At 41.0% G+C, this 20508-nt stretch carries 28 protein-coding genes; 19 read left to right on the top strand and 9 right to left on the bottom strand.

The features are described 5' to 3' along the window. Positions 1-82 precede the first annotated feature (82 nt). From NSS80_RS09965 to NSS80_RS09945, 5 genes are all read left to right on the top strand, one after another. Positions 83-1459 carry a sigma-54-dependent Fis family transcriptional regulator gene (locus tag NSS80_RS09965; protein WP_041117726.1) on the top strand — a complete coding sequence of 459 codons (1377 nt, stop codon included), beginning with the start codon at positions 83-85 and terminating at the stop codon, positions 1457-1459. A 118-nt stretch (positions 1460-1577) separates the two neighbouring features. After that, complete coding sequence (ablA, locus tag NSS80_RS09960) at positions 1578-2978, top strand: lysine 2,3-aminomutase (RefSeq protein ID WP_034280543.1); 1401 nt, start codon at positions 1578-1580, stop codon at positions 2976-2978. Positions 2979-2980: 2 nt separating this feature from the next. Further along, positions 2981-3262 (top strand): YokU family protein, encoded by a 282-nt coding sequence (locus NSS80_RS09955; protein ID WP_012010281.1) that lies wholly within the window; start codon positions 2981-2983, stop codon positions 3260-3262. Between the two features lie 79 nt (positions 3263-3341). Beyond that, positions 3342-3566, top strand: coding sequence for a YozE family protein (locus tag NSS80_RS09950; RefSeq protein WP_024422709.1), 225 nt, complete (start codon positions 3342-3344; stop codon positions 3564-3566). Positions 3567-3708: 142 nt separating this feature from the next. Continuing rightward, positions 3709-4389, top strand: a complete 681-nt coding sequence (locus NSS80_RS09945; protein ID WP_024422708.1) for a hypothetical protein — start codon at positions 3709-3711, stop codon at positions 4387-4389. Here NSS80_RS09945 and NSS80_RS09940 read toward each other — a convergent pair. After that, entirely contained in the window at positions 4386-4520 is a 135-nt protein-coding gene (locus tag NSS80_RS09940; protein WP_255290989.1) for a hypothetical protein, read from the bottom strand. The genes NSS80_RS09945 and NSS80_RS09940 overlap by 4 nt on opposite strands. 119 nt (positions 4521-4639) lie before the next feature. Here NSS80_RS09940 and NSS80_RS09935 point away from each other — a divergent pair, with 119 nt between their 5' ends. The 5 genes from NSS80_RS09935 (at position 4640) to NSS80_RS09915 (ending at position 7548) form a co-directional block, all read left to right on the top strand. Beyond that, complete coding sequence (locus NSS80_RS09935) at positions 4640-4810, top strand: YozD family protein (protein ID WP_065214722.1); 171 nt, start codon at positions 4640-4642, stop codon at positions 4808-4810. Between the two features lie 50 nt (positions 4811-4860). Then, complete coding sequence (locus NSS80_RS09930) at positions 4861-5469, top strand: phosphatase PAP2 family protein (protein ID WP_317221990.1); 609 nt, start codon at positions 4861-4863, stop codon at positions 5467-5469. A 54-nt stretch (positions 5470-5523) separates the two neighbouring features. Continuing rightward, entirely contained in the window at positions 5524-5841 is a 318-nt protein-coding gene (locus tag NSS80_RS09925) for a hypothetical protein (protein WP_034280548.1), read from the top strand. 112 nt (positions 5842-5953) lie between these two features. After that, positions 5954-6649 carry a purine-nucleoside phosphorylase gene (gene deoD, locus NSS80_RS09920; RefSeq protein WP_012010274.1) on the top strand — a complete coding sequence of 232 codons (696 nt, stop codon included), beginning with the start codon at positions 5954-5956 and terminating at the stop codon, positions 6647-6649. A gap of 68 nt (positions 6650-6717) precedes the next feature. Then, positions 6718-7548, top strand: a complete 831-nt coding sequence (locus NSS80_RS09915) for a M15 family metallopeptidase (protein WP_024422705.1) — start codon at positions 6718-6720, stop codon at positions 7546-7548. Between the two features lie 50 nt (positions 7549-7598). On the opposite strand, the gene NSS80_RS09910 is transcribed toward NSS80_RS09915, so the two are convergent. Both NSS80_RS09910 and NSS80_RS09905 read right to left on the bottom strand, forming a co-directional pair. Next, positions 7599-7850, bottom strand: a complete 252-nt coding sequence (locus tag NSS80_RS09910) for a hypothetical protein (RefSeq protein WP_024422704.1) — start codon at positions 7848-7850, stop codon at positions 7599-7601. Positions 7851-7942: 92 nt separating this feature from the next. Continuing rightward, positions 7943-8641 carry a class I SAM-dependent methyltransferase gene (locus tag NSS80_RS09905; RefSeq protein WP_041117718.1) on the bottom strand — a complete coding sequence of 233 codons (699 nt, stop codon included), beginning with the start codon at positions 8639-8641 and terminating at the stop codon, positions 7943-7945. A gap of 150 nt (positions 8642-8791) precedes the next feature. Here NSS80_RS09905 and NSS80_RS09900 point away from each other — a divergent pair, with 150 nt between their 5' ends. Further along, positions 8792-10177, top strand: coding sequence for a S41 family peptidase (locus NSS80_RS09900; RefSeq protein ID WP_041117716.1), 1386 nt, complete (start codon positions 8792-8794; stop codon positions 10175-10177). A 39-nt stretch (positions 10178-10216) separates the two neighbouring features. Here NSS80_RS09900 and NSS80_RS09895 read toward each other — a convergent pair whose 3' ends face one another. The 3 genes from NSS80_RS09895 to NSS80_RS09885 all read right to left on the bottom strand — a co-directional run bounded on the left by NSS80_RS09895 (position 10217) and on the right by NSS80_RS09885 (position 12769). After that, positions 10217-11710: a sodium:solute symporter gene (locus tag NSS80_RS09895; protein WP_041117714.1), complete on the bottom strand. Its 1494-nt coding sequence runs from the start codon at positions 11708-11710 to the stop codon at positions 10217-10219. Further along, positions 11710-11913, bottom strand: coding sequence for a DUF3311 domain-containing protein (locus tag NSS80_RS09890; RefSeq protein ID WP_024422700.1), 204 nt, complete (start codon positions 11911-11913; stop codon positions 11710-11712). The genes NSS80_RS09895 and NSS80_RS09890 overlap by 1 nt, the downstream gene beginning before the upstream one ends. A 238-nt stretch (positions 11914-12151) precedes the next feature. Then, positions 12152-12769: a nitroreductase family protein gene (locus NSS80_RS09885; protein WP_041117712.1), complete on the bottom strand. Its 618-nt coding sequence runs from the start codon at positions 12767-12769 to the stop codon at positions 12152-12154. A 138-nt stretch (positions 12770-12907) separates the two neighbouring features. Between NSS80_RS09885 and NSS80_RS09880 the strand changes: the two genes are divergently transcribed. Together NSS80_RS09880 and NSS80_RS09875 are read left to right on the top strand one after the other, a co-directional pair. Next, positions 12908-13240: a winged helix-turn-helix transcriptional regulator gene (locus tag NSS80_RS09880; protein ID WP_024428324.1), complete on the top strand. Its 333-nt coding sequence runs from the start codon at positions 12908-12910 to the stop codon at positions 13238-13240. A gap of 75 nt (positions 13241-13315) precedes the next feature. Further along, positions 13316-13534, top strand: coding sequence for a hypothetical protein (locus tag NSS80_RS09875; RefSeq protein ID WP_024422697.1), 219 nt, complete (start codon positions 13316-13318; stop codon positions 13532-13534). A gap of 41 nt (positions 13535-13575) precedes the next feature. Here the strand turns inward: NSS80_RS09875 and NSS80_RS09870 are convergent, their stop codons facing one another. After that, positions 13576-14049, bottom strand: coding sequence for an Hsp20/alpha crystallin family protein (locus tag NSS80_RS09870; protein WP_034280567.1), 474 nt, complete (start codon positions 14047-14049; stop codon positions 13576-13578). An 86-nt stretch (positions 14050-14135) separates the two neighbouring features. On the opposite strand from NSS80_RS09870, the gene rarD reads away from it, so the two are divergent. The 4 genes from rarD (at position 14136) to bshB2 (ending at position 16438) form a co-directional block, all read left to right on the top strand. Continuing rightward, entirely contained in the window at positions 14136-15047 is a 912-nt protein-coding gene (rarD, locus tag NSS80_RS09865) for an EamA family transporter RarD (protein ID WP_029705997.1), read from the top strand. A 78-nt stretch (positions 15048-15125) separates the two neighbouring features. Beyond that, on the top strand, positions 15126-15407 hold the full coding sequence (locus tag NSS80_RS09860) for a hypothetical protein (RefSeq protein ID WP_024428326.1): 282 nt from the start codon (positions 15126-15128) through the stop codon (positions 15405-15407). Continuing rightward, positions 15404-15754, top strand: a complete 351-nt coding sequence (locus NSS80_RS09855) for a YojF family protein (RefSeq protein WP_024428327.1) — start codon at positions 15404-15406, stop codon at positions 15752-15754. Before NSS80_RS09860 ends, NSS80_RS09855 begins: the two co-directional genes overlap by 4 nt. An 18-nt stretch (positions 15755-15772) precedes the next feature. Beyond that, entirely contained in the window at positions 15773-16438 is a 666-nt protein-coding gene (gene bshB2, locus NSS80_RS09850) for a bacillithiol biosynthesis deacetylase BshB2 (RefSeq protein WP_041117710.1), read from the top strand. 45 nt (positions 16439-16483) lie between these two features. Here bshB2 and NSS80_RS09845 read toward each other — a convergent pair whose 3' ends face one another. Both NSS80_RS09845 and NSS80_RS09840 read right to left on the bottom strand, forming a co-directional pair. Then, positions 16484-17845: an MATE family efflux transporter gene (locus NSS80_RS09845; RefSeq protein ID WP_041117708.1), complete on the bottom strand. Its 1362-nt coding sequence runs from the start codon at positions 17843-17845 to the stop codon at positions 16484-16486. Between the two features lie 59 nt (positions 17846-17904). Further along, entirely contained in the window at positions 17905-18030 is a 126-nt protein-coding gene (locus NSS80_RS09840) for a hypothetical protein (protein WP_008359993.1), read from the bottom strand. 82 nt (positions 18031-18112) lie between these two features. Between NSS80_RS09840 and cdaS the strand changes: the two genes are divergently transcribed. Together cdaS and NSS80_RS09830 are read left to right on the top strand one after the other, a co-directional pair. Beyond that, positions 18113-18739, top strand: a complete 627-nt coding sequence (cdaS, locus tag NSS80_RS09835) for a sporulation-specific diadenylate cyclase CdaS (RefSeq protein ID WP_342498177.1) — start codon at positions 18113-18115, stop codon at positions 18737-18739. Between the two features lie 402 nt (positions 18740-19141). Further along, positions 19142-20461, top strand: coding sequence for a peptidoglycan endopeptidase (locus NSS80_RS09830; RefSeq protein ID WP_041117706.1), 1320 nt, complete (start codon positions 19142-19144; stop codon positions 20459-20461). The last annotated feature ends 47 nt before the right edge of the window (positions 20462-20508 follow it).

The following is a 20508-nucleotide window of genomic DNA, read 5'->3' as shown; positions in this document are numbered from 1 at the left end:
AGGAACCTTTAAGAATTGATCAAGCCGCTGAAAACTTGGCAATTGATGCCGGTTTTTTGGCACTGAAAGTGAGGGGGAAAGAATGGGGAAGGTTGTCGAAAGAGCAGATTGGTTTGAATTGATTTTAGAAGCTATTGATGAAGCCATTCACGTTGTAGATGATCGAGGGATGACGATTTTTTACAATCATAATGCCGCTAAGTTTGACTCTTTACAAAAAGAAGAGGTGATTGGCAAGTACATCCTTGATGTGTATCCCTCTTTAACTGAAAAGACAAGTACGCTCATGCATGTGTTGCGAACAGGAAAGCCCATTTATCATTCGCTGCAAACCTATTTGAATAAAAATGGAGAAAGGATTGAAACAGTGAACACGACATTGCCTATTATCGAAGATAACGAGTTAATAGGCGCGGTCGAAGTCGCAAAAGATGTATCAAAGCTGTCGGCTCTTTCCAATCGGTTAGGGCAAAAAAAGCGGACACAAGACGCGGCTGAGGCCGTACAAATGCATGATTTTGCTTCATTTTTAACAAATGATCCGCTTTTAAAAGAAATGCTGGAAAGGGCAAAAAAAGCAGCTGCTTATCCATCATCAGTTGTTGTCTACGGGGAAACAGGGACAGGAAAAGAAGTGCTCGTTCAAGCCATTGTCCATGAATCTGACCGGAAAAATCAAGTGTTCATTCCGCAAAACTGCGCAGCACTCCCAGAATCATTACTTGAAAGTTTATTGTTCGGATCGGTCAAAGGGAGCTATACGGGCGCACTTGATCGCAAGGGACTTTTCGAATTAGCTGATGGGGGCACACTTTTTCTTGATGAGCTGCAAGCGATGCCGCTCACGCTGCAGACGAAATTATTACGTGTGTTAGAGGATGGCGTTGTCCGCCGCATCGGTGACGCAAAATCCATTCAAGTGGATGTTCGGCTCATTACTGCGCTCAATATGGACCCATTCGAAGCAGTGAAAAAGCAAATTTTAAGAGAAGATTTATTTTATAGATTGCATGTATCATCTTTTCATATCCCGCCGCTTCGTGAAAGAAAGCAAGATATCACGCTGCTATCCCGCCACTTCATTCAAACCTATCATCAGCAGTTTTCAAAAAACGTTACACGCCTTTCTGAAGAAACGGAACGATTGTTTATGGCGCACCACTGGCCTGGGAATGTCAGAGAATTAAAACATACGATAGAGCATGCCGTGTTGATGATGCCAAAGGAAGCGGAAGAGATCATCCCTCTATACCTTCCGGCTCATTTACGTGAGCAAAAGCTGGAAAAAGAAACATCTGAATCCTCCTTAAAAAATCAAGTGTCTTCATTTGAACAAACATTGATCCAAGAAGCTTTACATCAGCATAATGGAAATATTAAAAAAACCGCCGCTGCTTTAAAAATCCCTCGACAAACGCTGCAATATAAATTAAAGAAATATGCAGATGCCGAAATATAGGCACAACATCCAATTGAATATGACGGGTAAAAGCTCCTTTTGTAAAGAATAGGGGCATTTTCCCATGTTGGCACATAACTTGCATAGTATAAAGTGAATGCTGATAGGGGGAATGGATATGAATCAGAAATTGTATGAACCGGCACGTCACTGGAAGGACATTGAGCTTTGGAAGGATGTACCTGAGGAAAAGTGGAACGACTGGATTTGGCAGCTGACGCATACCGTGAAAACGCTTGAGGATTTAGAAAAAATCGTAAACTTAACAGAAGAGGAACGAGAAGGGGTGAAGATTTCCACTAAAACCATTCCACTCAACATTACACCCTACTATGCCTCACTGATGAATCCAGACGATCCAAGATGTCCAATACGTATGCAATCTGTGCCAATTGCAGAAGAGCTTCATAAAACAAAATATGATCTGGAAGACCCGCTGCATGAAGATGAGGACTCACCTGTCCCGGGGCTCACGCACCGATATCCAGATCGTGTACTGTTTCTTGTGACAAATCAGTGCTCCATGTACTGCCGTTATTGTACGAGAAGACGTTTTTCCGGCCAGATTGGTATGGGTGTGCCGAAAAAGCAGTTAGATGCTGCAATTGGATATATTAGAGAAACACCTGAGGTGCGGGACGTGTTAATTTCTGGCGGAGATGGGCTGTTAATCAATGATCAAGTGCTTGAATACATTTTGAAAAACTTACGGGATATTCCGCACGTTGAGATCATTCGGATTGGAACCCGCGCGCCGGTTGTCTTTCCACAGCGTATTACAGATGAGCTGTGCGAGATTTTGAAAAAATATCACCCAGTTTGGCTGAACACCCATTTCAATACAAGTATTGAAATCACAAAAGAAGCAAAAGAAGCGTGCGAACGTCTTGTGAATGCCGGTGTTCCTGTAGGGAATCAGGCCGTCATCCTTGCAGGTATTAATGACAGTGTGCCGATTATGAAGAAGCTGATGCACGATCTTGTGAAGATTCGGGTCAGACCATATTATATTTATCAATGTGATTTATCTGAGGGCATTGGCCACTTTAGAACGCCGGTATCAAAAGGGCTTGAAATCATTGAAGGCTTAAGAGGACATACGAGTGGTTATGCAGTACCAAGCTTTGTAGTAGATGCGCCAGGAGGCGGAGGGAAAATTGCTTTACAGCCAAATTATTTATTATCGCAAAGCCCTGACAAAGTCGTCCTTCGTAACTTTGAAGGTGTCATCACCTCTTATCCAGAACCAGAGCATTACGTCGCAGGCCAGGCAGATGCGTATTTTAATGAAATTTATGAAGAGAAACAAGAACCGGCAATTGGTATTACCGCACTATTAGAGGATGAAGCGAGATCGTTTACGCCTGAGAATTTAAGCCGAATGAAACGTAGAGAAGCATATGAGACAAATCCTGAGCACGACACACTTAAAAACAAACGTGAAAAACGAGATGAATTAAAAGAGAAGAAATATCAAGCGCAGCTCAAAAAAGAACAAACCGTAAAGGAGGAGAAATAGCCTTGCTGACATGTGATTGGTGTGAGGAAAACAAAGCAAATGCGGAGCAGACAACAGTCTATTGGGAACTGATCACGGGCACACAATCAATTGAAATCATCGAAACGCCGTCCATTTCCTGCACGCACTGCGGGATGACCTATCAAAAGGATGAGACGGTCAAAGAGATTGAAGATCAATTAATTTTAGTGGATCAGACAAAACTTCCAGAAAAAATCTCCTATGAAGAATTAATGAGCATGGAGCGGTTATTAAAGCGAAATTACTTTGACTTTTCATCATAAGTTGTACCTCTGCCTATACAAGTCATCAAATTGCTGTATAATATAACAACAAAATAGTGTGTCGCGGAGGGAAAAACAGGTGAAGTCGTTTTACCATTATTTAATGAAGTTCAGACATCCAAAACCGAAAGATGAAATCAGTCATTTCGCAAATGCTGCGTACGAGGATCACAGCTTTCCTAAAGCTTCCACAGATTATCATGAGCTGTGCGCTTATTTAGAATTAAATGGTGATTATTTAAGCTCAATGACAACATTTGACGAAGCGTTTGAGCAATACGAAGTAGAAGTCAAAAAAAAATAACACGCAACCGCTTATCCGGATGGAGAAGCGGTTTTTTCATGAGAAATAAAATGGCGTTTTGCATGGTTTGGTTGCCCATGCAGAATTCCTTGCGCCGGCATACGATACGTTAAGACCAAAAGTCGGGCAAGGGGGAGACAGAATGAAGGCGAAAGCACCAAAATATCAAGTAGGGGATATTGTCGTCGTTGTCATGTACGGCACAGTCGGAACGATTACAAAAGTCCATCAAATTGACCAGCACTATTTATATGAGGTCAATCATAATGAGGTGCTTTATTTTGAAACATCACTTCAGCTTTACGATGAGTATAGCGGAGTGATTGTCGATACAGAAAAGCTGGACATTGAATATGAGTTCCTCATTGGCGATGTTGTATATGTAAAAGATTACGGAAAAGAGCTATTTAAAATCATCGGTCATCGGACTGAAATTTGGCGCTACCTTGAAGATGGCTGGGAAGATGTCATTTACGAACTCACGAGGCTGAAAGACGGAGAGTGGCTGGAAACAGAAGAGGAAGATTTAACGCTTGTCCTAAGAAAATATGAGATGGACCAGTTTGTTCATCAGCTTCTTTTTGTGCATTACGTCGGAGAAACCTCAAAAGAGTTAGAAGAAGATATGGTCCAAACGGCTCTATTGCAGCTAGAAGAGAAACAAGAAAGCGAATCTTCACTTGAATTTCTGGCTGTATCTATAGTGGATGAGCTTCTTGATATTTATAACGATTATAAAATTCTCTATGAATTTTTCAAAGATCCAGAATATAAGGATATGATGGATTTTATTTTGGAAAGTTTACACGAACATTTTGGTTAAAGAAAGACTTGTCCTAACACGAATAAAAAATAAGGCACACAGAAAAATGCAATCACATAAAACCATCCCCTCAAGATACGGCCCATCACCTGATCAAAAGTTTCTCCATCTAATATGCTTAACCATTTCATTGCCTCAAGCCCCTTTTCTTTTTGTTTACTGCATTTATATGTATGGAATGAGCCATTATGACAAACTGTAATAAAAAACAGCCGGCGTTCATACATCATAAAAAAGGAGGCGGAATGCAATGAAAGAAGCAGATTTGGTGATTGATACAGAGGAAATTGCGGAGTTCTTCTACGTGGAGCTGATCAAAAGAGGGTACATACCTGCTGAGCTTGAAACATTTGAGCTGGCTGACATTACATTTGAATATATGCTGAAAAAAGCAATGATAGTTGAAGAAGAGGCGTGGTAGGTACTATACTTTGAAGAGATTCTGAAGAGAGAGGGAGGGGAATCTTTCGCGTGTACATCCTATATCATTTCATTTTATTTGGCGCCATTGCTGCGCTCATGGTATCTGGGGCTTTTCAAGATTTGGACAACCAGATCATTTTATGGTTTGAAAGCATCAGACTCCCTTTTTTAAATGATGTCATGCTGGCTTTGACGGACTTAGGCATCAGCGCGCTGCTCGTTCCAATCATGCTCATTTTTAGTGTGGTCTTGTTTATGTATAAGCGCTACTACTCTATCATGATGCTTTTTCTACTATATCTCACAGAAAAAACAATCAATCATGAATTAAAGGGGCTGTTTGCTAGAGAGCGTCCGGCCTTTGATCACCTTGTAGGTGAAACGTATTACAGCTTTCCGAGCGGACATTCGATGAATGCAGCCACAATCTACCCTTTTATGGCTTATCTATTAGTTGAAATGATCCCATGGCTGAAAGAAAGACAAAAAATCGTCTATTTGATCACAGGGCTTTGCGTTCTGGCCATTGGCATCAGCCGGATGTATATCGGGGTGCATTATTTGACAGATGTTGCAGGAGGCTTTGTGATAGGACTCGCTTTATTTCTCATTTGTAAAAAGATTGACGAAAGATTGCCTGTCATTCGACAAAAATAGAAGAAGGAAATTGACAGATCCCAGCCAATTTTATATAAAAGGGGAGGGATTTGAATGCAATTGACGTTGAGATTTTTTCAAAAGAAACCTTCAGCATTTCACTTAACCATTTATCAGACACCTGAATATGGCGCTGCAAGCGGGCATCTGCCTGTGTACCGGACAAAGATTGGCGGCAGAACACACCTTGATGTACTGGAAAAAGCATTCTCGACATTTAATGTACATGATACAGTCCCTAATGATTACAATGCGCGGTTTATCACAACAGGTGATATTGTTGTGATTGATGATAAGAAAAAGGGGAAGTGCTATTATCAGCTCTCTCCGGCAGGGTGGAAACGCAGTGAACGAATGATGACGATAAGTTAAATAGATGATTGATGATGTCAGCTTGAGATTCAGCTGGTATTTTCTTTTTTTAGCTCAATCGTTTATAATAAATAGGATAAAATACATAGTAAACGTAAGTGGAGGCTAAAAAATGAGTGTACATATTGGAGCAGAAAAAGGACAAATTGCAGAAACGGTATTGCTGCCAGGCGATCCGCTGCGTGCGAAATATATTGCAGATACATATTTAGAAGATGTTGAGTGCTATAACGAAGTGCGCGGAATGTATGGCTATACTGGAACCTATAAAGGAAAACGTGTTTCTGTACAGGGCACTGGGATGGGCGTACCGTCTATTTCGATTTATGTGAATGAACTCATTCAAAGCTATGATGTTCAAAACTTAATTCGCGTTGGATCTTGCGGAGCCATCAAAAGAGATGTCAATGTACGTGACGTCATTTTAGCCCAGACATCATCAACAGATTCACAAATGAATCGTGTGGCATTTGGACCGATTGATTATGCGCCATGCGCTGATTTTGGCCTGCTTAAGAAAGCCTACGACACGGCAGAAGCAAAAAATGTCGCTGTACGTGTCGGAAATGTATTTACAGCAGACCAATTTTACAATGAAAAACCACTTGAGCTCATGGCTCAATATGGTATCCTAGCGATCGAAATGGAGACAACCGCTCTTTATTCTCTTGCAGCAAAATTTGATCGAAAAGCGTTATCAATTTTGACTGTGAGTGACCACGTTCTAACAGGAGAAGAAACAACGGCTGAAGAGCGTCAAACAACGTTTGATGAAATGATCTTAATTGCGCTAGACTCCGTTTTATAATAGTATAAAGGGTGTGCTACAATGTAGCGCATCTTTATTTTTTTAGAAGAGCAAAAGGAAGGTATGTCATGAAGAAAAGCTACAAAATACTCTCAATCGCATCGATTCTTGGTTTGACAGCCGCGCTATCAGGCTGCCAGTTGCTGGATCAAAAAAGCGGTACATCTGAATCAAACAAAACAAACGAACAAAAAAACGCAGCAAGTTCATCTCCCCAGCACAACTCAAACGATAAGGCAGATTCATCGAATCAAGAGCTGACGTTAAAGAGTGAATATTTCAATGACATCAAGGTTGTGAGCGGTCTGAAAACCATTCAAAATCCTGAAAATGTGCTAGCACTTGTCAACAAAGAATATGCATTACCAGGAACCTATAAACCTTCTGATCTCGTTGTACCAAAAGTAGAATTCTCTTTTTCGGAAGATATTGAAAAGCGATATATCCGCAAAGAAGCAGCGGAAGCGCTTGAGAAGTTATTCAAAGGTGCAAAAAAGGAAAACTTCGAGCTTGCTGCAGTATCTGGCTATCGCTCCTATGACCGTCAAAAAGTCATTTTTGATAGTGAGGTCAAATTAAAAGGCAAAGAAAAAGCACAAGAAGCAGTCGCTTTACCAGGCGAAAGTGAACATCAAACAGGTTTAGCCATGGACATTTCCTCAAAAAGTGCCGGTTTTGAGATCTCTGAAAAGTTTGGTGAAACACCAGATGGCAAATGGGTGGCTAAAAACGCCTATAAATATGGCTTTATCATCCGTTATCCAAAAGGAAAAGAAGACATTACGAAATACGAATATGAGCCGTGGCATCTGCGCTATGTGGGAAAAGAAGCCGCAAAAGCGATGCATGATCACGATTTAACATTTGAAGAATACATGAACAAAGTAAAGAAAATCTAAACAAGTAAAAGGCCTCCCAGCTATTCGGGAGGCCTTCTCTTATTCTTCTTTTAAAAAAAGAACAATCCTGCTAATGCGAAGCCGGTAATGAAACCGAGGCCGATGCCATACGCTGCACCCCAGCCATAATATCCGCCCCAATAACCAAAGCCAAAGCCTCCGCGAGACCCGCCGACTGGACGAATATAAACTTTGCGGTTTGTCACACGCTCAATGCGTCCGACGTGTACTCTGCCATTACGGTCAGTGATTCTAGCGACTTTCCCCATGTGCTGCTGACAAAGCTTGTAGTAGCGCTCCATGTTTTTCCTCCTTATGACAAACTCTTTTCACTCTTATCCTATGCGAGAGACTTCATAGAGTTTGGACAAAACATATAGGAGATTCGCTCATTTTATACGGTACATTCAAATAGAATGTGACTTAGCTGCTTTCGGTGTGCTTGAATGAGATCGTAGTGTGTTTGCAGCGTTTCGTAAAGAGAAGGGGGTATGTGTTCAGATAATTCCATCTCTGTCGGCTCCTCCTGCCCCATATGTTCATCGAATGAGAGGATCTGAATGTCACGGAAGCCCGCTTCGGTTAACTGCTCCTTCCATTCTTCAAGCGACAAGAGCGAGTGGAAGCCGTAAAAATTCCGAACCGCTGCAAGCTCTTCAGGCGTAAGAGGGGCTTTTAACACAGCTTCATTTGCAATCAATTGGCTGCCAGGAGCAAGCACACGTTTGATCTCAGCTAGTGCATCACGCAGCTTGGTAAAGCTTAAAACAGATTCACTGATGAGTAGAGAGAACGCTTGATCTGGAAAGGGCAGCTGCTCAATGGATGCCTCTAAAGCACGGATCGGCAGTTCCTCCCGTTTGAATCGCAGGTTCGCCTTTTCAATCATCAATGGATGCGTATCAATGGCCTCCACCTGATAACCTATATTTCCTAAATAGGCGGCGGTCTGTCCTGTACCGCATCCAGCGTCAAGTATTCGTGCATGAGGCGGCAGTTTTATATGCTCAATCATCGTTTTTGTTAACTCAATTCCGCCAGGATGGGCACCTGATACGCCAAAATAAGCAAGCATTTCTACATAATCACTCATATAATCCCTTCTTTCCTTATCCTGTTCCTCTCTAAAGATTATGCAATAGAGGGGCAAATGGCTTATCTTTTCAAATAGAAGTTGATCCTTTGGTTGACGGATGAAGCATCGTCCTTGATAATAATGAAAGGAGATAAAGGTGGTGTTTTTTTGAAAAAACAAATGAAGTTCGTGGTAGCCATTCTGGTGACTGCTGCACTGTCCTCAGCGATTACATTTGTGATCACAAAACAAGGTGCTGTCAGCGTCTCAGGAGACGAGAAGTTTAGTAAACTCATGGCTGCGTATACGAAGGTAAAGGATGAGTATTACGAAAAAACGGATGATCAAAAACTAGTAGATGGTGCGATCCAAGGAATGATTGCATCACTTGATGATCCATACTCTACATATATGGATCAGGAGGAAGCCGAAGGATTTAACAATACCATTTCTTCTTCATTTGAAGGAATTGGTGCACAAGTAGAAGAGAAGGATGGACAAATTTTAATTGTCGCGCCGATTAAAGGCTCTCCTGCTGAAAAAGCTGGTTTGAAACCTCATGATCATATTTTAAAAGTGGATGGAAAAAGCACCAAAGGAATGTCGGTCAATAAAGCAGTCTCTCTCATTAGAGGGAAAAAAGGAACGGATGTTAAGCTGCATCTCAATCGTCAAGGAGTCGGTAATGTAGATGTGACCATCACAAGAGACACGATTCCGCTTGAAACGGTGTATGCAAAACTCACAAAAGACAAAATAGGAGAAATCCAAATTACGTCCTTTGCTGAAACCACATCGAAAGAGCTGGATAAAGCAATTGATGACCTCGAGAAAAAAGGGGCAAAAGGTTTTGTCATTGACCTGAGAGATAATCCAGGCGGCATCATGACAGAAGCCATTGAAATGAGCAATGACTTTATTGATAAAGGAAAAGTCATCATGCAGGTTGAAGAAAAAGGGAAGAAACAAGTGTACAAGGCTGAAAAAGAACGCAAAGTCCATCAGCCGGCAGTTGTCCTTGTAAATGGAGGATCAGCCAGCGCTGCTGAAATCATGGCGGCGGCTCTGCACCAATCTTCAGGCATTCAAATTGTGGGTGAAAAGACATTTGGCAAAGGAACTGTTCAAAATGCGCAAAACTATAATGATGGTTCTAGTGTCAAGTTAACCATTGCAAAATGGCTGACACCAGACGGTTCTTGGATCCACAAAAAAGGTATCGAACCACAGGTCAAAGCAGCTCTTCCGAGTTATGCAAAGCTGCCTTACTTAAGCCCGAAAAAATCATATGAGCTAAATGACAATGGAGATGAAGTCAAAGCAGCTCAAAAAATGTTCCAAGCGCTTGGCTACAAAGCAAAAGCAAACGGTGAGTACGATCAAGCATTCCAGTCTATCGTCAAAAGCTTCCAAACAGACAACGATCTCAAATCAGACGGTATTCTGACAGGAGATACAACGACCGTTCTGATGACAAAGATCCAAGATAAGCTAAAGAACAACGATACACAAATGAAAAAAGCCATTGAAGTCTTGAAAAAAGAGATGAAATAAAAAAAGCAGTCCTCATCAGGGGACTGCTTTTTCTTATCCTTACACTTCGTTTGTGAGCGCTTCTGTTTTTTCATGATCCTTTTCAAATAGATCATTCATGACAGAATTGGATGTGACCTTGTTTTGGAAGAATGGATTCAAAATCAAGATGACGACGACGTTTGCTAGTAACCCAAGAAAACCTTCATAAAGGCCGAACGTGACTTGTGAGATATTCGCTGTAAAGGTAACGATGATTCCAATGACTAACCCGGCAATCGTTGCTTCTCTCGATTGTTTTTTCCAGAATAAGCTGATGGCAATAGCTGGGAAGATTTGAACCATTCCTGAAACACCAATGAGCTGAAGCGTGACAAGTGCAGTTGGGAACAACATCCCGAACAAAAGAGCGAGCCCGATGACGATAAACACCATCGAACGTGTAATGATGGTCAATCTTTTAGGTGACACATTCGGATGAATTAAGTCACGGTATAAATTATTGGCAAATAAATTTGATGCGCCAATGGCCATGATGGAGCATGGAATGAGGGAAGCCAGTGCAATCGTTGAATAAGCGAGCCCCTGCATCACGCCGCCATATGATGTTTGAATTAAATGAAGAAGAGCAAATCTTGGATTTGTATCTTCTGGTAAGACTAAAAAAGCAATAAATCCAAGGAAGATGACCAAAATCAATACAATATTATAAAGAGGCAAAAACATACTGTTTTTACGGATGGCATCTGCGCTTTTGGCTGTAAAAACCCCAGTTGCTGCGTGTGCCCACATAAACAAAGCAAGAGCAGAAACGCCTGAAGCAGTAATAAACCATAAAATGCCTTTAGGACCGCCTTCAGGGATCGTTAGAAGCTGAGGTGCTTCTTTGGCTAACGTATTCATCATCGGTGTCCAGCCGTTAAAATGAATGATCGGCAGTGAAACGACCATAAACAGCATGATCACCCAAACGAGAATATCTTTAATAATGGCTGTATATGTAGGACCTTTAATACCACTGAAAAATGTATAAAGTGCAACTAAAATAAATGAAATAATAACAACTGCATTCACATTAATATAACTAGTTCCAGCGACAGTTAACGTATCTTGAATCCCGCTCAGCTGAAGACAAATATAAGGAATCAGCATAAGTACTCCAACAATCGCAATCAAACTGGATAACAGCTTGCTGTCAAACCGCTCACGTGCATAATCGGCAAGTGTTGTAAGGTTGTGATTTTTCGCAACAGTCCATAGTTTCGGTAAAAAGAAATAAGCAATAAAATAAGCTAGGACGGAATAAGGAATAGCGAAAAAAGCGACGCTTCCAGCTGTATAAGCTGTACTTGTAAGCCCTAAAAAGGTATAAGCTGTATATAAGTCTGCGCCAACGAGGAACCAGACGAGCAGTCCGCCAAATTTTCTTCCGCCGACAGACCATTCTTCTACTGACTGTCTTGATGATTTGTCACGACCAGCGGCAAATCCGATGACCACGACGATGAGAATAATACTTGCAGTAATCAATAAAGCTGTTAAATTTCCTTGCATTAGTCAGTTCCTCCATTTGAATGTTGCATCTTATAAATGATAAATGTGCAAATTGGTGTGAGTACAATCCATAGCAAGAGCCAGAAGTGGAAAAAGGGCAGGCCGATGACAAATGGATGAATGCGATTTGCAAAAGGCAGCAATGCGAGCTGTCCGATGAATGGAATCGCGATAAGTAGTGCCAGCATCAATTTTTTGTTCATGATTTCCTCCTGAATATTTTGTAATTTCATAATAATAGCAGTTGTCAGATTAGATCACAAGACCATTTTCAGAAAAAACAATCATTTTGGTGAATATCATACTAATATAACGCTTTCATTCTTGTCAAAGGAGAAAGAGTGAAGATGTAAAGAGGGGGAAGGTGAAAGAAAGTATGTAGAAATAATATTTAAAGCAAATAAAAAAGCCCCAGCATAAAGGCTGAGGCTTTTCCAATTTTTAAAGGAAATCAGATACTTTTTCGATGTCGAAACGATTGCTTTTATGAGCTTCTTTCGCTGCTTTACCAACTGAAATCAGCATAACCGGCTCGTAGCGGCCGCTTACATTGAATTCTTTGATGTACGCGTCTTTACTGAAACCACCCATTGCACATGTATCATAGCCCATTGCTTTTGCCGCAATCATTAATTGCATAGCAGCTAATGAAGCATTTGAATACGCTGCTTCGCGTGCATATTGCTCGCTTTGGTATGCGCCATTGATTTGAGTCATCAATGTTTCTTTAATGTCTTCAGTAATGAAGCCTTGTTCTGCCAGTTCACTGTAGATTTTTTCGCCATTTTGGTTAGCTTCAAGGTCACCTAGAACTGCAATAACAGCTGATGCCTGTGATACTTGCTTTTGGTTGTAAGCGATTGGAAGTAATTTTGCTTTTGCTTCAGCACTATGGAAAACAGTGAAATGCCAATGCTGAAGGTTCCAAGCAGATGGTGCTTTTGTTGTGATTTCAAGAAGCTCTGTTAACTCTTCTTTTGTCATTTCATGAGAAGTATCATACTCTTTTACTGAAGCTCTTTGTTTTAAGATATCAATTGTTTTTTGATCGGTCGCCATATGGATATTTCCTCCCGTTTTTGCAAATAATATGATACAATAACTAAAAAGTGAGAAACTTACTTATTGTAACTAGAGATATTTTAAATTGTACACCGTTAGTTTGTCAAACAATCATGAAAAGAAAGGCTGAAATTTATGGAATTTCAATTATGTCCACACATTCAGCAAGCTTTTTTACTCCTAGGCAAAAGGTGGAACGGTCTCATTATACATGTATTGCTTGATGGACCAAAGCGTTTTAAAGACCTCACAGACACGATCCCGTCGATCAGTCAAAAAATGCTCGCAGAGCGTTTAAAAGAGCTCGAGCAAGAAGGGATTATAGAGCGGACCGTCCTGCCTGAGACGCCTGTCAAAGTCATTTACAGTTTAACTGAAAAAGGGAATGCGTTACATGATGTGTTTCATGAGGTATCTCGGTGGGCAGGGGAGTATACAGACTCTCACGGGAAAAAGGAGCAAGCCTAGTTTCAGGTTTGCCCAAACATTTTGACTCCTGATGAATATGCTGATGTTAGGCACATGACAAAGGAGGAGAAATGCATGTACCCTCATACTCCGTATTTTCGAGGCGGCGCCCCTGGCATTCCGCCATATGAATCCAGAGTCCCTTTGTTTTTTGGTTTTGGCGCTCCTTTAGTCGGCGGACTGCTTGGCGGATTTCTAGGAAGTGCGATTTTTAATTATCCCCGTCCATATTACCCGCCGCCACCACCGCCTGCTCCACCACCTTATGGCGGCGGATATCCACCATATTATTAAGAAAAAAGAGTAAGCCTGCTTCCGTTCTTAAAGCAGGCTTTTTATAATGGAATATCAATTTCAGAAATTCCTGGATCATCATGCTTTAAAAACATAATTTCCAATATACCATCTTGATACGACGCCTTCGTTCCTTTTCGTTTCACAGCAGCAGGGAGGACGACTTTCTTCTGCGTCCCTTCTTCAGGAAAATGATCAATAAACAGCAGATTGGCTGTATGTTTGATTTTGACTTTTTCTGTGTTCGGACGAGCAATTTCAATTTTGACAAACACATGATCAGTCGTCTCGAACACTTCGACTTCTGGCTCTTTTTCTTTTTCGACATCAGTTTCTCTCGTTTTTTGATTTTGAGAAAGGGGGTCCTGAAATGGGAACTGAGCAGGATAATTGGAGCCGAAGACACTTTCCATGACTTGATTGACATACTGCTCAACGTCTTTAGGATCTGAATTCTTTAAGGCTTCTTTTGAGAACTGCTTTTGAAAAGGGAATAATCGGTTCCAGTCGAACATGCGAATCATCCTTTCTAAATGCCCTGAATTAGTATATGCCCATTCGCCTGCGTGCGTGCTATAATATACGTTAGATTTAGAAAGGGATGGTTACATTGAACGAACAGCAATCAAAAGGTGTTCTCTACACGGCAGCATCTTTTACACTCTGGGGTTTATTCCCGTTATATTGGAAGCTGATGGAACATATTTCGTCAGGCGAAATTTTAGCACACAGAATTTTATGGTCATTTGTGTTTATGTGCGGTATTCTTTTGTATTTAAAACAAGTCCGCCCAGCGATGCAGACAGTAAAGGGTCTCATACTGGATGGTAAAGCATTTTTTTCATTACTTTTATCTGCTATTTTAATTTCAGTCAACTGGTATGTCTACATTTGGGCAGTCAATCATGGTCTTATGCTAGAAGCAAGTTTAGGGTATTATATTAATCCGCTTGTATCCGTTCTATTAGGGATTATTTTCTTAAAAGAACGACTAAATAAATGGCAAACCATTGCCATTCTTATTGCCGCATTTGGGGTGATCCTTTCAACAGTTCAATACGGGTCATTTCCTGTCGTTGCTTTCTTATTAGCCCTTAGCTTCGGCTTTTATGGTTTGATCAAAAAAAGGATGAGCTTCACGAGCGCGATTGGTTTGACGATTGAAACGCTGCTTCTCGCACCGGCTGCACTTGTGTACTTATTATTTTTCTTAAAAGAACCTGTGGTGACTATGAATCCTAACAGCTTCGGGTCGCTCGGTCTCTTATTTTTTGCAGGCGTTTTTACAGCCGTGCCGCTTCTTTTATTCTCAGAAGGCGCAAAAAGAATTCCACTTTATCAAGTGGGCATTTTGCAATACATTGCACCGACAATTACGCTGTTTTTAGGGCTGTTTGTCTATCACGAACACTTATCCGCAGCTAAAATTGTGACGTTCCTTTGTATTTGGGTGGCGATTTTACTGTTTACCACCTCTCAATTACGCATGAAAAAAACAGCGAATTCTCATTAAGCCAAACGAGCAGTTTGCTTTTTTTTGCAGGCGGATCATGTCATAATAAGTTGTTAACAAAACTGTAGAGGTGATCATATGTCGTCAGCTCATGAGCTTGCAGCCGCCTATCAATCTTTATGGAAAAATCGTCAGCTTGATGTTGATGATATGTCTTCTTTACACGAGGCCATATGTGATGATTTACTCGATGCACGAACACATCCGCGGGCGAGGAAATCCTTACACCAAAAGTATGTGCTTGCTGTGGAGAGAATTTTAGAAAGTGAGCTTAAGCATGATCATCAGCTGCAGCTGATCAGCTTACATACGAAAAAGCTGCGAGAATTAATTCAAAATGAAGGAAGGAACCACTCATGAAACCAATTCAAACGGAAGATGTCACAACACATCTTGAATCGTTTTTAAATCGTCCAGTCTTCGTTCATCTTGAAACGACAACTGGTTCTTATTCAGCTCATGTAAATGAACAAAATATGACGGTTGTGGCGTATATCCGCAACGCGAAAGTCGTCTATTCACAGGCGAAAATAAAAGGACAAGGTCCATACCGTGTTGGAATGAAAACAGAAGATGGCTGGATTTACGCAGAAGGATTAACCGATTATGTGTTTGATGACCAAGGCCGCCTGCTATTAGCTGGACACTTGCCAGACGGCAAACTAGCGATCTCATTACAAATTAGTGAAACACCATTTCAGGTGTAGAAGAAAGGGTGACAAGTCATGAACGAACATGTACTAGTGATGCTGCCTCACCCCGATGATGAATCCTTTGGGGTGGCTGGTCTCATTGCACAAAGCAGAAAACGCGGAATTCCCGTCACATATGCATGCGGGACACTTGGGGAAATGGGCAGAAATATGGGAAGCCCAACATATGCTAACCGTGAAACACTTCCTGAATTAAGAAAACAGGAATTAATCAATGCCTGCAAAGAAATGGATATCACTGACTTACGTATGCTTGGACTGCGTGATAAAACATTGGAATTTGAAGACGACGAGTATTTGGCAGATGTGATGGAAACCATCATTGATGAAGTCAAACCGACACTCATTGTGACGTTTTATCCAGGACACGGTGTACACCCTGATCATGATGCGACAGGTGAAGCTGTGATTCGTGCTCTATACCGCAAGAAAAAAGAAGACCGTCCTGTCACATACTGCATGGCCATTACGAAAAATAGAGAAGAAGTGCTTGGACATGCGGATATTGTGATTGATATTACAGATGTGGCAGATATCAAATTAAATGCACTGAGAGCGCATAGAACGCAAACAGAGGGCATGCTGAGAGAGCTTGAACAAAAGCTAAAAAACAAAGAACCAGTCGTCCAAAAATGGTTTGATGAAGAAATTTTCTGGACGTATCATTGGAATGATTAATCAAAAAAGCAGCTGATCTATGTCAGCTGCTTTTTTGTGTTGTATTTAGTGATTCGATACATGGCTGAGTTGACGTTTTTGAATCAATTTAAGACGGATAAAGAGGACGATGGCGCCTGCGGCAAGCCCGGCAATCAGTCCGATCCAATAACCAAACGCCCCAAAGGAGGTATATGTGCCAATGAGATAACCGGCAGGAAGACCGATGACCCAGTAAGAGACAAAAGCAGCAATGAGCGTATAATTCACATCTTTATAGCCGCGCAGAGCCCCTTGAATGGGTGCAGCAATCGCATCTGACAGCTGGAAAAAGATCGCGTAAATCAAAAAGTGCTGTGTCATTTGTAAAACAGCTGATTCAGCTGTATATAAACCAGCGATCTCTGGTCTGAATAGCAAGATGAGGGCCGCCGTACATAATGAGAATAATACCGCCGTTCCAATGCCGATATAGCTGTAGCTTTGCGCGTCTTGATACCTCTTAGCCCCCGCTTCAAACCCAACAACGATCGTTAACGCCATTGAGATGCTAAGCGGTAAAATATAAAGAATAGAAGCAAAGTTCATCGCTGCTTGGTGACTGGCGATTGTAATGGTATCAAAGTGACCCATTAATAGCGTCACTGCTGCAAAGATACTCGTTTCAAAAAAGATCGCAAACCCGATAGGAAGGCCAATTTTCAGTATTTGCCCTATACGGGAGATATTCATTCGAGGCAGTTTTTGAAACAAACGAAATGAGGCAAATGGTTCTGCTTTAATGACAATACAAATACTCATGATGAAAATCGCCCAATACGTCATTGCAGATGCAAGACCGGCACCCGCACCCCCAAGCTTTGGAAAGCCCAAATTCCCAAAAATAAATACGTAATTTAAAACAAAGTTAATAGGAAGTGCTGTGAGCGTGATGAACATCGTCACACGTGTTTTCCCTAATGCATCAATAAATGACCGTAGCACCGAATAACCAAATAGCGGGAGGATGCCAAAAGCAAGAAAGCTGAGAAAATGCCGGGCAATATCCTCTACAGAGTGCTCGAGTCCAAGTCCTCCTAGTATGTAAGGAACGCTAATCGTACCAATCACAATCACAGCGATACTTAAAAGAAAGGACAAATAGATCGCCTGAAAGACAGCCCGGGGAACATCTTCTTTATGCCCAGCGCCCATCAGCTGAGCCACAATCGGAGTAACGGCCATCAAAATCCCGGCAAGTCCCGTATAAACAGGTGTCCAAATACTAGAACCGATCGCAACACCCGCAAGGTCTTCTGCACTCACTTTTCCAGACATCACCGTATCTAAAAAGGTAATAAGCGAAAGACCTGCTTGGGTAATTAAAATCGGAATCAAAATGGTTAAAAATAGTGTCAGCTTTGCTCGAATGCTATTCGTTTCTCTCATTATAAGTTCCTCTCTGAACAGAAATAACGAGAGGAATTATACCACGCTATGTAAAAAAATCAATTCTCCGTCGGATTATTTTTCTTAGATGGCTTCGTTTTTTTAAACATTTGGGCATAAATAAAAGAAAGACTGACAACACCTAAAATGCTGCAAGCATATTGGATGATTTTCTGAATGGTCATATTAAGCTCACCTCCATACAAATAGAATGTGCACAATTTGCTATTTTATAACAACAAGCGAAAGAAGGAGGGAAAAGGTCAGATGATCCATCGGACGAACGAAGAAGTGATATTTAAAGCCGGTATGAGAACACATTTGATGAACATTATGAAGGATGCAAGTGACATCATTGATTCTCTTGATGAAACAGAGCAGTGTTTACTTTGTGATCTCGAAGCATTGCATGATCAGTTTAATGAAATGCATGCAGAGGCCTCGTCGTTTTATTTACAAGCGTATATGGAAGAATTCACACCAGGATTTGCTCAATTTTCTTTAGCCATTGAGAATTTATCAAAACAAAAGCATGGAGCACTCATTGTGATTCAAAGACGCGATGAGGTTGAGGATTTTATTCAAAAAGGGACAAACCTTCATGCGAAAATTAGTGCTTCCTTAATAGAAAGCATTTTCTATCCGGGAAATCCACTGCATGACGGTGTTCTTTTAGTCAAAGAAAATACACTTGTCTCTGCTGCAAATGTGCTGCCGCTTACATCAAAAAAAGTGAGTCCTTCGCTTGGCACAAGGCACAGGGCAGCGATCGGACTCTCTGGTATGACCGATGCACTTGTTCTTGTCGTGTCAGAAGAAACGGGAAAAATGTCGTTTGCGAAAGAAGGCGTGCTTTACCCGCTTACCGTAAAAGATCCGGAAATAAGAAAATAATAACGAACGCTGCATTCTTCATTCGGAAGGATGCTTTTTTATTTGCGGAGAAAAATCAGCCAATTAAGTAAAAAGTCATTTGATACAGAAAAATTTGTCATGTAGAATAGAACTATGAAACTAGCAGCGTGCTTGTTTTGACAAATTTCTAAACGTCAACTTAAAAATTCCTTAAAAAATGTTTATAAATACAACAAACAGCCGATAGAAACGATATGGCTTTATTTTAGCATTTTGAGTTGGCTGCTTTAGCCTATTTGTTATTGCCCAACGTCTTCATGTCGAGTAATATAATAGAAATAAAGATAAAATAGTGCAAGAGAAGCAGAACCATTAAATGCTAAACTCAAAACTAGTACATAAGTCTTATTGAACAAAATCATGAAAGGCGGAGATTCCTCTATGAAGAAAAAAGTAGTAACCGGACTCACAGTTTCAGCGATCGCTGGCTCAGCTGTGTTTGCTGCACCGGCAGAAGCACAGACGATCAAGGTGAAAAGCGGTGACTCACTTTGGAAGATTGCCGAACAGTACAATACAAGTATTTCGGAGCTTCAATCTCTTAATCAATTAAAAACGACAATGATTTTTGCAGGACAAAGCTTGAAAATTCCTGGCGAAAAAAGCAAGAAATCCAGTTCATCAACAGGGTCAAAAGCAACGAAATCAAGTGCTTCAAAGACTTCCAGCTATACTGTAAAGCTTGGCGATTCTTTATGGCTGATTGCAAAAAATCATAAAATGTCAGTTGCGAGCTTAAAAAGCCTAAACAGCTTAAACAGCGACCTGATTCGTCCTGGTCAAAAGCTAAAGGTATCTGGCAGCACGAAGACGAGCGGAAACCAGTCATCAAATTCAAACTCATCTTCAAATTCCAGCTCAAGCAATAAGACAACGAATTCAAATAGTTCATCATCAAGTACATACAAGGTTAAATTAGGGGATTCACTTTGGAAAATTGCGAATTCGCTAAATATGTCGATTGGTGAAATCAAAACATTGAACGGATTAAAATCTGATATGATTTATCCGAATCAAGTATTGAAAGTAAAAGGGACGGCTGCATCAAAACCAAGTCAGCCGAAACCTACTAAACCAAGCAATTCAAACAGTAACCAGTCTTCTAGCGGGAAAACAACATCTTATACTGTAAAATCAGGTGATTCGTTATGGAAAATTGCGAATCAATTCAAAGTACAGGTTCAATCAATCCGCACAGCCAACAACTTAAAAAGTGATGTGCTTAGAATTGGACAAGTATTAAAAATCAATGGTGCAGCTTCCGGTTCAACTGGATCGAATGGTTCTACGTCTAACGGTTCAACAAAGCCAGTCGACAATAACAAAAATGATGTACCAATGAATGCAAAGATCACGACAATGATTCAAGAGGGGAAAAAGCTGACAGGCGTTCCTTACAGATGGGGCGGTAATACACCAGCAGGATTTGACTGCAGCGGCTTTGTTTACTATCTCATTAACAAAGTTTCATCTGTATCCAGATTAAGCACAGCTGGCTACTGGAATATGATGACTCCTGTAAGCACACCACAAGTTGGAGATTTTGTTTATTTTACAACGTACAAAGCAGGCCCTTCTCATATGGGACTATACCTTGGCGGAGGAGATTTCCTTCATGCAAGTGACAATGGAGTAGGAATCTCGAACTTAAGCAACCCATATTGGAAAAAAGCCTACTTAGGTGCAAAACGTTTCTTCTAAAAAAAGCCGATTTTCGGCTTTTTTTGTTTGCCAGCTGCTGTGATTGT

It is taken from the genome of Bacillus sp. FSL M8-0350 (genome assembly GCF_038593345.1).
GTDB lineage: Bacteria > Bacillota > Bacilli > Bacillales > Bacillaceae > Bacillus > Bacillus safensis.
The sequence above is the reverse complement of the archived record's forward strand: the minus strand, read 5'-3'. Positions and strand labels throughout refer to the sequence as shown.